A 16,074-nucleotide genomic window follows, 5' to 3' on the forward strand; every position below is an offset into this window, starting at 1 on the left:
TGGGCATTTTATAATGTATTTTTCAGTTATTTCTCTATAGAATCTCTTGGTGAAGTAATAGCCCAACCAACTGGAGCTGCACCGACTGGATGACTTAATGTTTTGCCTTCGATTACAGATGTACTATTATTCTTGACGAACGTGCCGTCTGTTTTAACATTGTAGTATGTACTCAAATTATTTACTTCCTTATCTTTAAAACTAAATGTAATCGCTGGAGTAAATTTATCAACAAGTTGGCCTGTTTCCATATCAGTAACTTTGAACGCAAAATTCATAATTACTATTTCTCCTTCTGGCGCATTAGCTTGGAAATTTTTATTATCCCCCTCAAGAACTTGAAAAGTAACGTCATGTTGAAACGTCCCTTCTGGGATCGCAATTTTAATTCCACTATGACTTATTTTTGCCGCTTCCCCTGCCTTAATTTTCTTTTCTGCAACTACATTAGTAAATCCGAACTGTGTAAAATCAGTAACTGCGGAAGCTACAGCACCAAATAATAACATTGAAATAACTGACAGTACACTTGCAAGCGTAAAACGAAATTTCATTTTCTAACATCTCCTTCAGTTTTGTATTGGTCTCTCGTTATAGGTAACGAAGAATGCAACGATAAGGTTTGAAGAAACTGAAATTAAATAAAATTAAGTTATTATCGAACTAACAGACTCATGTTTATATTTTTCATATTAACTAGATTCTTGTCAAATTCTCCTTTTTCATCTATTTGATCATTATTTCAATTAAAAAAACTACCAATGGCAACTTCAATTACAGAACAGGCAGCCATAAAAAATATTTAAGAATTTCTCAATTTTCCATTTAACTATCCCATAGCTCCTATACTTGCTTTAGTTTTATAAAGGTATATTCTCCCTATTTTTTTAATGCAGGACAGTTTCTAAAAGGAATGAATAAGGGATGGTTTTAGAATTCATATTGAACTAACGCATGCCTTAGTGGAATAAGCTTTTATCTTATAAAGTGTTGTTTATACTAACGTTTTGTATTTTTTACTTATGAAGATATATTTAATTCCTATTAATATGAAACAAAGCCCTATTAACTTTGATTCATTTTTATCAATATTATGAACACCCATTTTTTCAACGCTATCGCCAAATGAATCAAGTACAAATACTTTCACTTTGTAACGACTGTAGCTAAGTTGAAAGTTTGGGAAGTATTATAGCTATCTCCTTTATTTTTCACTGAGATTATCATGTCAAGCTTTTCAAATCCACCATTCTGGAAACTTCGTCGCCTTCTACTAATGAACTTGCATTACGCATCCCCTCATAGGAATGGCACAATTTGAAGGGTAACCACGAAGACAAAATATAAAAATTTCACTTCTCGAGCCTTCCCGTCATATGGTTGGCAACCTTTTCATGTTTTGGATATGGTTTATTGCAGACGTTGAATAAACCAATAAAATGCTAAAACAAAAATAAGGCAAGACGTTGAGATCATCATTTTACGATACCATGGGAACCTTCGCAGCCATAGCAAGAAGGGAAGTAATAGGCATAGGAACATAAGCTGGCCCGCTTCCACACCTAAATTAAACGTCAGGAGTGAGCCAATCAGATTGCTCTTTGGAAGTCCCGTTTCGGCCAAAGCCCCGGCAAAGCCCATGCCGTGAATCAGACCAAATAAGGCCGTCAATAGCCACCGCCATTTCGCCCTTTGAACAAATATATTTTCCACTGCCACATAACAGATCGTCAGGGCAATCAAGGCTTCGACCCAGGACGGGATAACGTGAATGTAGCCCGACGCCACCAAGAACAGTGTAATACTGTGGGCGATTGTAAAAGCAGTAACAATTTTTAATGCATCCTTGAATTGAGTTGCGATTAATACTAAAGATACCAAAAACAACAAATGATCGTACCCGGTCAAAATGTGTTCGATTCCAAGTACAAAGTATTTCCATAGGACGAATTCACTTTCAGGCTGAGTAATGGTGATTTGAACATCTTTATTTTTGGTATCAAGAATATTCTGATAGAAATATTCCCCTGAATGGACCAAAAATACATTCGTATGAAGAGGCGAATCTTCAAACATCAGATTGTAATGAAGCTTAAATTGATCGATCGCTTCATCGGCGGTTAACCTTAGTTTAAACATTACGCCGATCGTGGAAGCCTTTTCTGCCATTTCCATTGAAAGCATTTCCATCGTTAAGGGCTTCGAATCCACATTTATACGAAGATCTTTCTGTAATACCGATTCGATTCTTTCTTTCTGCGAGGACAGTTCCTCGTTCTCTAGATATTTATCCTTGTTGGTATCAAATTGTTCCAGCATGTCTATTTGATCAAGAAAAAGTTCATAGTCAATCGTTTTCCCTTTAATATTTAAAATCGAGTAACCTTGACTTTTGACAGTATGGGCAAATGAAGTGCTGGCATTCGCACAAAATATTAAGGTGACTATGAATAAGGACAGGAATGCACGTAGTTTCAAAGCGAGACCTCTTTTCATCAAAGTTTAAATCTAATGCCTTGGAGCGAATTGTAATTGTGTTAATAAATATTGAGCTTCTAAATATATAGAGCGTCCCGCAGCAAAAAATTTGCGCGGGACCCCTTTTCATCAAAGTTTAAAACTAATCCCTTTTGTCAATGTATCGCTCTCGCTTAAGGTTACAGTGGCATCTTAATTGACCGATCCGCTTGGTGCATTGTCCGTTGTCGTTGGCGGTTGTTGATCACTCAATTGCGTTACTTGGTGCTGAGTCAATGCGCCGCTATATACGCGAACGTCGTCCAGCAGTCCATTGTAAGCTTCTCCACCGATTTCAGTGGCTCCCAGCACAATTTTATCCGTCACAGTCGGAAGCGGTCCGACATCCGTTGCTTTGCTTGCCACTAAGTTACCGTCGACATATATCTTCAGCCCCTGTGCATGATCGTAGGTAGCCGCATAATGATGCCAATTGTTATCGTTGTAGGTCCATGGAAAATACAGCGCTTTATAACCGGATGAACCATTGGTCCAATAGGCCGCGCGAGCTTGACCGCCTACCAACTGAAGGGCCGTGAAACGGTTAGAATTACGGAAAATGCTCGTGGTGCTGGTTGCAGGCAGAGAAGTTTTGAACCAAAACGATACGGATTCGTCACCCGTTTGATTCAAAGTTGCCGAAGAGCTGAACTCGGCCCTTGAGCCACCGCTAAAAGCAAGTGCTCCACCGATCTTGCCCGAACTGTTCCAAGTCGGGTCGTTAAGCAAAGTTCCGGTGTTACCTTTGCCTGAAGCATCACCGACGGTTGTACCGGATCCTTCATCGAACTTCCAGTGGGCTGCTAGCTCGGCAGGCTTTGCTGTTACGCTCATGCTAATTGTCAATGGAACGCTGTTCGGGTTTGCGACTCCAATAGGCAGAGTTACTTTTCCTGGTACTGTGAAGGTCTGTGCCGTCGTGGCAGTTGGGTCGTAGCTTGCACTATTTACATCCCAATTCACACTGACATCCACATTTCCCCCATCGGTTACAAGGGCTACTTTTTCGGGCAATCCAAGAGCTGCCGCTGTCTTCGCCGTTCCGATTGGCACTGTTACCGGTGCAGGTACTGTGATACTGCTCAATTTTTTTTCTTGTACCTCTGTCAATTCAAACCAGTTCAATCTCCAAAAACCTGTATTTGCATTCAGCCTTATTTTATGTGAGCCTTCACTCAGTTTGATCGTATCGGAGGAAAAAGTGTCATAATTCCAACTCCCGGTTGAAAATGGGGTTCTCGTTTGAGGTACTCCATCTACCTGGAATTCAACCTCTGCCGGACGCCATGTTGCCACCCTGTAATTTACTTGATAATATCCCGATTTTGCCACATCTACGTTATATTCCATCCATTCGCCTTTTTCCATAGCAGTCACCACCCATGCGCGTCCGCCATCATTATTCGGAAAATTTCTAAATACAGAATCCGGTTTTTTCGAATTGTAGTTTACACCTTCTATCCTTCCTGGCACCGATGCTGAACCAGGCAATTTATCTAAGATATTTACATTAAAACTGGCTTTCTTTCCACCTAAAGTCACAGTAATTGGTGCTCCTTTTTTAAGAGTGACACTATCAAAGCCGGTAATATTATCATCCGTTACGTTCTCCACTTTTGTTGTTCCATCGCTGTAAGTGCCTGTCACAACCAGCCCGTCTATATTCACCCCATCTCCCTGAAGGTAATTCAATTTTGTTGGCAGTTTAGTTATTTCGATGCTTTTTAACTTAACGTCAGAAGTCTCGTTGGCAATTGCCATGATCTGATCGGTAGACAATGCTTGATTGTAAACCCTTACTGCATCAATACGTCCATTGAAGCTTTGTTGGCCTCTACTGTCCGCACCAATATACGTTCCCGTCGTTGGCTTTGAAGGATCTGTTGTATTATTGGTTACCGGTGTGCTCTTGCCATTGATATAAAGCTCCCAGGTTCCGCTTCTTCTTGCCGCAGTAATATTGGTCCATTGTCTTGGAGTCAAAGCAGTCTGCGATCCAAGGATCATCTGCCCGTTGATTGCAATGGACACCTTATCGTTTTGTTCATGATTCAGCATGATTGAATATCCATTGGTAAGGCCATCTCCGTTGGACAATATTTGTTGAGATCCTGAGGTTGCACCATTCCACTTCACCCAGGTTGTTAGCGTTACATTGTTCTGTTTGTTTGATACAAGATCTGCACTTGCATAATTACCGTCAGCACCGTTCAGGCTTAGCGAAGCTGAACCTTCCATTTTATCCGTCTTATCATAGGCAGCACTTCCATGGAAGGTTGCATTAATCCCATTCTTGATACTGTCGTTGCCATTGCCGTTAAATCCCCACATATTTCTGGGTTTGTTACCATCCATAATTTGGAATTTATCTATATTCATGCTAGCTGCGTTGCCATCGCTTTGTATGACAATCTTGTTATTTGGACCCGGATTCAGCTCAACAGGTACCGCCAAATCGTTATACGAGCTCATGTTTCCGGTAGTCGGAATGCTGAGTGTCTGTACTTTGGCTCCATTAACATATATTCCCCTGGTAGCATTGGTAGCATCGGTGGCATACCTTATTTTCAATATTTTATTACCGCCAGAAGCTCGTCCGTCAACCTTGAGCGACTCGATATATGCGCTTCCATGGTTCATATTCACATACTTGCCGCCGGACGGATTTATGTCGTCGCCAGAGGTAGCATATGCGAACACACTATCCTCGGCTTCATACATGCCGGTTGTATTTGGGTGCAGACTCACAGTACCTTCCCATATAGTTTTTTGTGTAGATACATCCCTTCCCTTTATATGCACCTTGTCTTTATATACATCAAACATCATAGCTTGACTATTTAAAACGGCACCGTCTCTCAATGCAGTGAATTTATCCGCGTACATGTTGCCTTGTATCTTAGTATCGTCGTGAAGATGTCCTGTTGTTAAAATAACCTGTGGATATTTTTCAAGGATTTTTCGAAACTCCTGTTCCTGTGAATTTCTTTGATAATAACCATTCGAAGAATATGACTTGGATACGGTCTGGTGAATAGGCTCATGTATGAACACAAAAATCGGCTTGTCCGGTTCAGCATTTGCAGCAAGCGTGCGTTCAAACCAGGCTAACTGTTCGTCGGACATATACGCATAATAGGACGGTTTCGTATCATACCCTAAAAATATAAAGTCATAGTCTTGTATTTTCCGGTGATAATACACCTTCTTTTCTGGTATTTCTGCCTTTTCTATAAATCTGTTCTTCGCTACATTATAATCCGACTGCCAATCATATTCATGATTTCCCATAGTATAATACACCGGCGGATGACCTTTTACAGAATCGATAGCCTTTTTTATGACGTCATATTCACCGCTATCCCCGACATTGGTTATATCCCCGGATAAAACTATTGCACTTGCATTATTATTTTTAGCATCTGTTACAGCTTTAGCTGTTTTACCAGTATCGCTATGCGTGTCCGACATTGACATGAAGCTGAAGATAGGATCTTCCGTAGTGTTTTCTGGACCTGCCGCAGAGCTTTCTGCCGAAGTACTGCTTACTACACCCGTCAGGGCTAAATTCACCAGCATGAGTGAAAGAAATGGCTTTTTTAACTTTTTAAGAAATAGCATAATTAAACCTCCTTTTATTCTTTGTAATACTCCATATGAAATGGCCGATTATCGTCTCTCTTAGCTAGAAAAATTCACGTATGAACGAGGGCCCCTGTTAACAACGAATCTTGTTATCCTCCTTCGTCGAACAGTTTTTGAACTAAATTCGCAAGCATTAAACTTTTACAACTCTTGCTACAAGATTTCCACCCAAATTAACCAACTTACTGATCATTCGATTGGCCGGACATTATTCTAAAACTGCCACGCCAAACGCCATTTCTTCATAATCGTTCTCCATTAGATTTTGTGTATCTTCCTACTCCTGTCGAACCTAATACTTGATCAACTGAGGGCCGTTCCACCTTTGGGTTAAAGCTGCCACCTCCTATTTTTTAAAAAATAACCATAGAATAGCGGTATACTTACGAAGCGGGATGATACCGTCTTCGAGTGCATTGCCAGGCAAGGTTTGTCCTATTCTTGGGTTTTCTCATGCTCTCGACACAATTTGTAAACAACCGTCTCTAGGAGAGCCTGTACAGATCGTAACACCGGTTTGTTAACTGATTATAGATTTCGTGTAAAGAGTTATGAATCAAACTTGGGGGAATTTTACTTTTTTTACCTAGAAATAATAAAAAATAATTGAAGAACAACTTTTTTAAAAAATAACCATAGAATAGCGGTATACTTACGAAGCGGGTTGATACCGTCTTCGAGTGCATTGCCAGGCAAGGTTTGTCCTATTTTTGATTCTTCTCATCCTCTCGATACAATTTGTAAGCAATCGTCTCTAGGAGCGAAGGTCTGATGGTAAAACTCGTTTGTTAACGATTACAAACTTCGAGGTTAAAGAGTTTTAATCAAACTTGGGGAAATTTCGATCTAGACATGTTTATTTCCAGAGTAAAAAATAAAAAGAGACCAGAAATGCTGGTAAACATTTCTGGTCAAGATTTTGAGTAGGCTACATGATTATTAAATCGGCCATTCTGTTTCAGAATTTTAGTTGAATACTGGCTAATAATAGAAAGCAATTCATACAAAAAAACCACCCAAAAAAAGGTGGCCTTAAATATACTTTCGATGAATATTCTTCCCATCATAACTAAACAACACAGACTTATTCTCAATATTCGTCTCCAAATGAACCCCTCTACCCCATAACTGATGAATATATGGCATTACCTTCTCAACATACTTCACATCTAATTCCATATTTTCATAGGAATGCTTCAAATAAAGCTCACCATTTTTTAAGTAATCTCCCTCTTGAACTACAATATATGGGAATCCTCCATTTACTCGACTAACCACTAGCTGATCTCGTACATTTTCCCAAGCCTTATCAGTGACTTTATATTCCTTACCTTGTCGCTGGAATAAATACATATCTTCTCGCATTACGAGTTCTTTAGTTAAGTAGTTTCGTATAAATGAACTATCAGACTCTAACTCACGTACTTCAAATATTTTTTCTCTTCCGCTACCAGGTTTAACACCTAACTCTCTCATTTCTTTTGTTGGATTATTATATCGCTCTTCAATATCTTCAAACATTCTTAGTCCTAAATAATACGGGTTAATGCTTGTTTTTGATGGCTGAACCACTCCTGCATTAAGCTTTGCGTACTCAATCGCTTCATTAGAATCAAGATTTAGTTCGCGCATAATTCTTATATGCCAATAACTTGCCCAGCCTTGTTTCTCTCAAAGATCTTGATAATCACATATGATTTAGCTTCGATAAATAATATAAAAGGAAAATGATCTTATGATGGGATCCTCTTTAATAAAGCAATCGAAATTCTTTTACTAGTTAATAAACTTGATTGAAGTTAATATATTAATTCTTTAGTTAAGAGTAATTTATTTATAATTTTTAAGATGTCTCTTAATGACACTCTTCAAATTTAATTTTCAGCATATAACTTTATCCTTTTTAAAATAATGTATATAGATTAAAACACTGTTTTTTAATTAATCTATACTGCTGTTTGCAAAATAAAAAGGGCTACTTAATAGCCCTTCATGAACTAACGAATGCGCTAATTACATAATGTTTCATAATAATTATTTTCGCTATTTTACATCCTTTTTCATAAGGTGTAGTAAATGTGTCACTATTAAACGGAGTATTTTTGAAGTCAGATTATAGTTATATTGGTCAATTAAGTTCTATGGATAAAAAGGAAAAAGAGAAATTCATATTGTAGTTACCTGCCGAACCTTTTAGCATTAAATGGATTAATAATAGAATACAGAATTCATCTTCTTTGTGTGGCCTAGACCTTTTTCAAATATCCTTTACAAACGGTACATTTTAATTAAGGAACGTTGTCATTTTAAGTTATTAGTATATTTTTCAAAACAATTCTTCCACTATTCAAAGTAGATAAGCTATCTCCTTAGTTTACTTTGCTTCTCACATCTTGATTTTGGTATGTATATTAATATTTTATTTACCTCTTTAAACCTGCCAAAAAAGCTCCTTAAAGTATTAATAAAAGCTAAAAATATAAGTCACTATAGAAAAAGAACATCCTCTTGTAGCCCATTATCTTCTAATTTCAAACCAGTTATCACACTTGTCAAATGTATCTCCATAGCCTTTTCAGCCTCTATTTTATCTCTTGATTCAAGGGCCTTTACTATAGCAATATGCTCTTCAATGGATGGGTTTATTTTTAATGTATCCAGAGGATCAAATAATACAACGTAGATAGTAGTTCTGCTAACAATATCTTTAACATATTCGAGCAATAGTTTATTTTGTGAAGCCTCAGCTATGATTGAGTGGAAAGAGTCATTCATTTTATAATAACTATCCGTATCTCGATGATCAAATGTTCGTTTCTCTTCATCTATTAAATTATAAAGCTTTTCAATATCTTCTTTGCTAATCCGCTCAGCTGCTAGTCCAGCGGATTGCTTTTCTAGAAGTAACCTAACTGAATAGGCATCTTTCATCTCTTCCGCAGTTGGTTTAATGACAAAAGCTCCCCTATTTGGGGTAACCTGCACATATCCTTCATGCTCCAATTTTTTTATAGCCGCTCTTACAGGCGTCCTGCTAACATTTAGCTTTTTTGCTATTGCCGCTTCCACAAGCTGACTTCCTGGGCGGATGAATCGGTTATAGATTGATAATTTAATCTTTGTGTAAACCAATTCCTCCATATTTGATTTTTGAATACTGTCCTGACTCATATTGTAACCACCTAACGGATAGGAATAATTAATTCATCATTTCTTTACATTATATTATTTTTTCCTCTCATTTCCAACCAAGTAGAGGACAAACCCCTTAAATTAAAATTATGTTTCCATCTGAAAACCATAAGCTTATTTGAGTATTTATATATAAAAAAATCAAATCTGAATAATCAGAATAATTTAAAATAAATTGTATACTATTTTTGTATACCATGTTATTATATTTTTAAGTAAATTACCATTCTCCATTTTTTAAGAATATTTTTCGATTGGGGGGATTCAGCGGAATAGGTATTATAATCCAACAGCCATTTGTCATTATTTTTTCTCGTAATAAACAAACCCTGTTTTTTCATTATGATGACAAAAGGTGCGGTATAAAGATTGATCATTAGGATTCCAACTAGCTTTTTTATTTATTTTCTTAATTTAAATTAGTTTACAAAAAGTGAGGTTATGAGATATGGAACATAAAGTTAACCCAGAGTTAAGACAATCATACACGTTACCATCCCGTCTATACACAGATGAGGCGGCATTGAAAATCGAACAAGAGAAAATTTTTGAAAAATCATGGTTATTTGCTGGACACGTAAGCCAGGTAAAACATAATGGTGACTTTTTTACGAAAGATATTGCGGGACATTCAATTTTAATTGCCAAAGGAAACGATGGAGTCATTCGAGCATTTTATAACGTATGCACTCATCGTGCTTCTAAACTAGAAGAAAGAGAATGCGGTAATAAGAAGATGCTCCAATGCCCTTATCACGCTTGGACATTTACACTAGATGGTCACTTAAATCGAGCACCAAACATGAAGGGACTCCAATTTGATGCAGAGGATTTTTGTTTAAAGCAGCCAAAACTTGAAATTGTGGCAAGTTTTATATATATTAACTTAGATGAAAACGCTTCCTCGATGTCTGAAGTATTTGGTAATTTGTTTGACGGGTTAAAAGATTATCCTCTTGAGGAATTAAAAATTGCTCGTGTGCAAGAAGATATTGTGAAGTGTAATTGGAAAGTAACTGTAGACAATTATTTGGAATGTGATCACTGTCCAACTATTCATAAAGGATTTGTGAACACTCTGGATATGGACAATTATGAAATTAGTACATTTGATAACTACTCCTATCAAGGTGTTCCTTTACGCTCTGGCACTAATGAACCAGATAAATTAGGTCAAAGTGCAAAATATTACTTCTTATATCCGAATATGTGGATTAGTGTGAATCCAGGACTTCCTAACGTTTCTATTAATCAATCAATTCCAATTGATCACGAAACTACTAAATTAATTTATACGACATATTTCTTAGATTTAAACGACTTAGATGAACAAAAAAAATTCTATGCATTTTTAGATCAAGTTCGAGAAGAAGATTTTGTAATATGTGAAACCGTTCAAAAAGGACTTCAATCAAAAGGCTATACACAAGGACGTTTTTCTTTAACGGAAAATTGTGTTCATCATTTCCATTTATTAGTACAACATGCACTTGAAAGTGAGCAAGCTTATGTTCCATTAACATTAGGGGTGAAGTAAATGGAGAAGCAACAGTTAAAACGAGTATTAAAAACGCGCCATCTATCGATGATCTCGATGGGAGGAGTAATTGGAACTGGGTTATTTTTAGGGTCAGGTTTAACTATTAATAGTGCAGGCGCTGGAGGAGCGATTGTAGCATATCTGATTGGTGGGATTATGACGTATCTCGTAATGCTTTGCCTCGGGGAACTTGCAGTTGCCATGCCAGTGACAGGCTCATTCCAAGCATATGCAACGAAATACATTGGTCCATCGACAGGTTTCATGGTAGGAATTGCTTATTGGATGAGTTGGGCGACTACAGTCGGACTTGAGTTTACAGCGGCAGGTTTGTTAATGAAGCGATGGTTTCCTGATATGCCGACTTGGATTTGGTGCTTATTTTTCATCGTTTTACTGTTCGGAATAAACGCGTTAACCACAAAAGGTTTTGCTGAAACAGAATATTATTTTGCCGGAATTAAAATTGTGGCGATTATTTTATTTATTATCATTGGCGGATGCGCCGTTTTAGGCATTATCTCTTTGAAAGGTGGTCAAACAGCCCCTTTCTTCACCAACTTATACAATGACGGAGGTTGGTTCCCAAAAGGATTCACTCCAATTTTAATAACTATGATTTCTGTACTTTATGGATTCCAAGGAACAGAACTGTTAGGGGTTACAGCTGGTGAATCCGAAAATCCAGAACGCGACATTCCAAAAGCAACAAAAAATATTATTTTCCGCGTCCTTCTATTTTATGTGACAAGCATTATCATCGTCAGTGCTTTGGTCCCATGGAGAAAAGCAGGACTTGTAGAAAGCCCATTTGTAATGATGTTTGACAAAGTAGGCATCCCATATGCAGCAGACATCATGAATTTTGTTATTTTAACAGCTGTTTTGTCAGTAGGGAATTCGGGTTTATACCTTTGCTCACGTATGTTTTTCGCAATGAGTGAAAGTGGTCAGGTTCCAAAAGCATTCGGAAAATTAAGCAAACGACAAATTCCTATGAACGCACTATTAGTTAGTTTGGCCTTTGCCCTATTATCATTGTTAACTAGCGTAATAGCAGCTAACACCTTATTTGTTGTTTTGTTAGCAATATCAGGAATCGGAACGACTATTGCCTGGGCTGTCATTGCACTTTCACACATAAACTTTAGACGTGCGTACATAAAAAATGGAGGTAAATTAGAAGATTTGGCATTTCGAGTGAAATGGTATCCATTTGTTCCAATCGCTTCGTTCATTATGTGCGTAGGGATCATACTATCACTTGTATTAGATTCATCCCAACGCGCATCGTTCTATTGGGCAACTGGATTTGTAGTTTCCTGTTATGTATATTATCTAGTACGATTTAAATGGGTTAATAATGTCATACCAATACAAGCAACTAAGATAGAAGAACATCTGTAATTAGTCTGTTTACACTAGACTAGGTATTTTTAAATCCAATAAAAAGGCATCCGAAAGAAATAAAATGTACCCTATGAAGTAGACACATGAAAAAGGTCACTTCTATGGGGCTGTTGACAAAATGGGTAAGGAGTTCATCTCCTTACCCATTTTGTTTTTTTTAACTTATATTATTGGTTTTCTATGTATTCTACTCCATATTAGTTGGCTAAACTATTACTTTTACAAGCCTTTTATATGGCTTATTTTTATTGAACTAACGCATGCGTTAGTTCTATAAGAAATGGATTAATCAAGGTTTAAAGTACACTCTTTATTCATCTTCAAATTTCGGATTACTCTCTGATTTTTCCATATATTTTTCATATTCTTTTTTCTGTTCTTTAGTCATGGATTTGGGATTACTAGCATTGATAACATGTGCTCCGTTAGGGGCTTTGATGTCAAAAATACTTTGAGAAATATCTGCATTAAAATCTAGGTTGGTTATTTTAGAACTTTCAATTCGAGTATGATCAGGATTGATTTCAATTTTTCTTACTAAAAAATCTGTTTTTTTATCAAACCATAGTTCTATTTTTTCTGTATCTGACGGTTGAACTAAATATTTATTAACTGTACGATTAAAAAAGGTGTCTGTTCCGAGGTCCTTTATTTGTGAAGGATCTAATTCTAAGAACATTTTTTTTGCCTCTAAATATCCTTCACCATCGTTTTTTACGATCAGAAAAATATTTGAGTTCTTATCGTATGAAGCAATAATTTTTCCATCTGAAATTGAAAAGTTTCCATTTTGCCACTCATCTCTTTCCTTTTTTCCAGAAATATAAGTAGTTAGAGTATCACCATTCTTATACTTTTCAACTGCCATAAATTTAGTCTCAGATGGGAGATTATCCATTTTCTCAAACTTGTCTTTGAGTAACATATTTAATGCCGTTTCAATTGATGCTTTGACGGGTGGAATAGTCATTGAACTGTAACCCAATCCAATGATTACACAACAAGCTGCTACTGGTTTTTTCCAACTCTTCATTGATTTTTTTTTATTAATTGTTTGTTTTAAAACTCTTTTTACTTTAGCCTTTTCAAATTCACTTACTTCCATTTCCTCATATTCATTTACATCTATGTCAATTTCATTTAATAATGCATAAATATCTTTCATACAATACTACCTCCTAGAATAAGATTCGTAGCTTTTTTAGAAAGTTTCTTTTTTCCCCTATAAATCCGATTATCAATGGAAGCTTTAGTCAAACCGAGTTTTATAGAGATATGCTCCGTTTTTAATCCCAGAAAGAACTTCATAATAAAAATATCTCGATCAAGTGGATCTAATTGATTGATTAATTTAATTAGCTCAGATTTGTCTTCCGATTTAATTAATTCATCTTCAACTGATTCTTCAGCATTCAAATCCATATAATTAGAAGGGAACTCTTTTTCTTTACTAATTCTCCTGTAATAATCAATCGACTTAAACTTTGCAATCGCACAAATCCATTTCTTGAAATCACTTGAATTTCCATCGAACTTTTCCGAATGGTTCCATATTGAAAGAAAAATATCATTTATACATTCTTCTATAATTCCATCATTTTTAAGGGGAGCGAGAACCTGATAAGCCACTCCCTTTATTAACGGCAAGTATTGATCAACTATAAATTCTAATGCATCTTCTTTTTGTCGCTTTAATCGCTGAATAAAATTTTTATCATTAGACTTCATTTAACCATTCCCTTATTTTTTTGGTAAAAGATTTTACATATTATAAAACGTATTAAAAACGATTTTTTCTCACAATTTTAAAATAAAAAAAGCATTACTTCTTGATTATCGAAGTAATGCATGTTTAATTCTATTTTTAATTTAAAAAGACCTTTTTTTTGTTCAACTAACGCAATGCGTTAGTTGCATAAAGATTAAAACTTCAATTCCCAGTTAAAACACTTGTAATGATAGCCGTAATAAGAATAGCTAATAAGGAAGATAAAATCTCATAGCGAACGGGTTTTAGACTTTTTTTCGCCTTTTCGTATAGGGTTAAAACGATATAATATATTATTAAACCAATGATTAGTGCTATTAAATCTATAATAGTATATGGTTTGCTAATATAGCTGTCTAAGTATGATGCAGTTAGGAATACTACACCACATAGCATTAACTGTATAACAAAAAATTTAATATGATTCATTTGTATAATATCCTTTTGGTATTTTATTCTTTTATATTTCCATAGCCGATCGTGTTGTTTATGAGCTAATTTCTACCTAACCATTTATCAAATTTAGATTCAAAGGTTCTCTTTTCTTCAATGGACTTTAATAAAGGAGATACAACCATATAACCCAAGATACCTGCCGTTATAGAAAATAAGAAATTTGCAATTAACCCCATATCTTTTTTCCAAAGAAATAAAAAGCCAAATAAAATAACTCCTATTAAAAAACTTAAAATTCCTTTTAAAACGATTTTATTTAATGTAAAAGATGTTTTCAAAAATTCCGCCTCCTAACCTTAGTATTAATAATTATAATCCAAATATTGGTAAATTTGTTAAAAATCCTTATCCAACTAAACTGCCATTTTGTTCAATAAAAAATCGACTTTTCAGCCGACCGGGTTGTTCAACATACGCATGTGTTAGTTGAAGAAAGTTATTACTTATTTTTATTACTTGGGACATTTCTCCAATCAGCTCTAAGTCAATTCTTTGTTATTTGACATCTATAATGTTTCATCTACATTTTTTTTTAAAATAAGAGGTTTATTCCATTACACCGCGAATAAATTGGTAATGAATGGAAAATAAGTGTTAGATGAAGTGTGAGGTAATTATGAAAAAATATATTGGTAGTTTGTGTACCATCGTCTTTTTAGTAGGAGGAAATCTTCTGGTGCAGCATCTATACGGTGGATATTATCTTGACTATGCACTGTTTTTTGGACTATTAACGAGTATATTTCTTTATTTGTTGTCGAGTAAACAAGGGTTATTTGACACCGAGCGAATCTCCCAAGGGCAAACGGGCTTTAAAATCGAAAACCCAGAAAGTGAATTGGATAAACGGACGAATCATCGCTACAAACCGGTTGCTTTACTCACTTCAATTCTCTATACTGTCGGAATCATCGTTACGATGGTGATCGTTTATTAACACAAAAAACCCCTTCTATGAATTGAAGGGGTTTTTGATTGGATAATGCAAATTCAGTTGTCGCAAAAGGAACCTATTATTGGATTCTAAGTATTACCCAACTAGTCGAGTAGAATGGAGTCTTTTACCTTTCGGTAATTGAACTCCAAACCCTCTCAGAACCGTGCTTGCACTATTAATGCACACGGCTCCTCCAGTAATCATTTACAGAATGTAGTTAATTTCTTTTCTTAAATCATAGATATTCACTTTGACCCTTGGTGAGGGTAGTGGAAATTTGCTCAGGAAGAGTCTGAATTTCTCCCATTTAAAGGATTTCCTTTGACTTCTTCTATTGAGCCATTTAAATATTAGATTCTCGATTTTAACTTTGAAAATGTTAACACTTGGAATATTATCAGTGATGCAATAGTAGTTGAAATAACCAATAAGCGAGCGTTTGAATCTGTCCATGATTATATGAATATTGTTATTTCTATTCTTCTTCAACCATTCTTTAGATTCTTTTAATTTGCTTTGTACTTTCTTCCTACTTGATTTCCGTTTCACTCGAAACTTTCCTTGTTTGCTTTTCCCACAATAATGCGTAAAACCTAGAAAATCGAAGGT

The 16,074-nt window shown here is 35.8% G+C and carries 10 protein-coding genes and 1 pseudogene; 3 read left to right on the forward strand and 8 right to left on the reverse strand.

Going from position 1 to position 16,074, the window contains the following annotated elements; genetic code table 11:
• Window positions 1–26: 26 nt before the first annotated feature.
• The 5 genes and pseudogenes from ACFWM3_RS23345 to ACFWM3_RS23365 form a co-directional block, all read right to left on the reverse strand.
• Window positions 27–554: a hypothetical protein gene (locus ACFWM3_RS23345; protein WP_390313111.1), complete on the reverse strand. Its 528-nt coding sequence runs from the start codon at window positions 552–554 to the stop codon at window positions 27–29.
• Between the two features lie 856 nt (window positions 555–1,410).
• Window positions 1,411–2,478, reverse strand: coding sequence for a HupE/UreJ family protein (locus ACFWM3_RS23350; RefSeq protein ID WP_390313112.1), 1,068 nt, complete (start codon window positions 2,476–2,478; stop codon window positions 1,411–1,413).
• 192 nt (window positions 2,479–2,670) lie between these two features.
• A complete protein-coding gene (locus ACFWM3_RS23355; protein WP_390313113.1) occupies window positions 2,671–6,138 on the reverse strand; it encodes a LamG-like jellyroll fold domain-containing protein in 3,468 nt (1,155 codons plus the stop codon).
• A 1,056-nt stretch (window positions 6,139–7,194) separates the two neighbouring features.
• Window positions 7,195–7,827 (reverse strand): annotated as a pseudogene (locus ACFWM3_RS23360) (SpoVR family protein); the annotation flags it as partial.
• An 822-nt stretch (window positions 7,828–8,649) separates the two neighbouring features.
• Window positions 8,650–9,333 carry a GntR family transcriptional regulator gene (locus ACFWM3_RS23365; protein WP_056473548.1) on the reverse strand — a complete coding sequence of 228 codons (684 nt, stop codon included), beginning with the start codon at window positions 9,331–9,333 and terminating at the stop codon, window positions 8,650–8,652.
• 469 nt (window positions 9,334–9,802) lie between these two features.
• Here ACFWM3_RS23365 and ACFWM3_RS23370 point away from each other — a divergent pair, with 469 nt between their 5' ends.
• Both ACFWM3_RS23370 and ACFWM3_RS23375 read left to right on the forward strand, forming a co-directional pair.
• Window positions 9,803–10,891: an aromatic ring-hydroxylating oxygenase subunit alpha gene (locus ACFWM3_RS23370; RefSeq protein ID WP_390313114.1), complete on the forward strand. Its 1,089-nt coding sequence runs from the start codon at window positions 9,803–9,805 to the stop codon at window positions 10,889–10,891.
• Window positions 10,892–12,301 (forward strand): amino acid permease, encoded by a 1,410-nt coding sequence (locus ACFWM3_RS23375; protein WP_390313115.1) that lies wholly within the window; start codon window positions 10,892–10,894, stop codon window positions 12,299–12,301.
• A gap of 313 nt (window positions 12,302–12,614) precedes the next feature.
• On the opposite strand, the gene ACFWM3_RS23380 is transcribed toward ACFWM3_RS23375, so the two are convergent.
• The 3 genes from ACFWM3_RS23380 to ACFWM3_RS23390 form a co-directional block, all read right to left on the reverse strand.
• Window positions 12,615–13,469, reverse strand: a complete 855-nt coding sequence (locus ACFWM3_RS23380; RefSeq protein ID WP_390313116.1) for a LolA family protein — start codon at window positions 13,467–13,469, stop codon at window positions 12,615–12,617.
• Complete coding sequence (locus ACFWM3_RS23385) at window positions 13,466–14,032, reverse strand: sigma-70 family RNA polymerase sigma factor (protein ID WP_390313117.1); 567 nt, start codon at window positions 14,030–14,032, stop codon at window positions 13,466–13,468. Before ACFWM3_RS23385 ends, ACFWM3_RS23380 begins: the two co-directional genes overlap by 4 nt.
• A gap of 534 nt (window positions 14,033–14,566) precedes the next feature.
• Window positions 14,567–14,806 carry a hypothetical protein gene (locus ACFWM3_RS23390; protein WP_390313118.1) on the reverse strand — a complete coding sequence of 80 codons (240 nt, stop codon included), beginning with the start codon at window positions 14,804–14,806 and terminating at the stop codon, window positions 14,567–14,569.
• Between the two features lie 398 nt (window positions 14,807–15,204).
• Between ACFWM3_RS23390 and ACFWM3_RS23395 the strand changes: the two genes are divergently transcribed.
• Window positions 15,205–15,465: a hypothetical protein gene (locus tag ACFWM3_RS23395; protein ID WP_390313119.1), complete on the forward strand. Its 261-nt coding sequence runs from the start codon at window positions 15,205–15,207 to the stop codon at window positions 15,463–15,465.
• Window positions 15,466–16,074 lie beyond the last annotated feature (609 nt).

Origin of the sequence: Gottfriedia sp. NPDC058432 (assembly GCF_042721555.1) — a bacterium.
Classification (GTDB): domain Bacteria; phylum Bacillota; class Bacilli; order Bacillales; family Bacillaceae_G; genus Gottfriedia.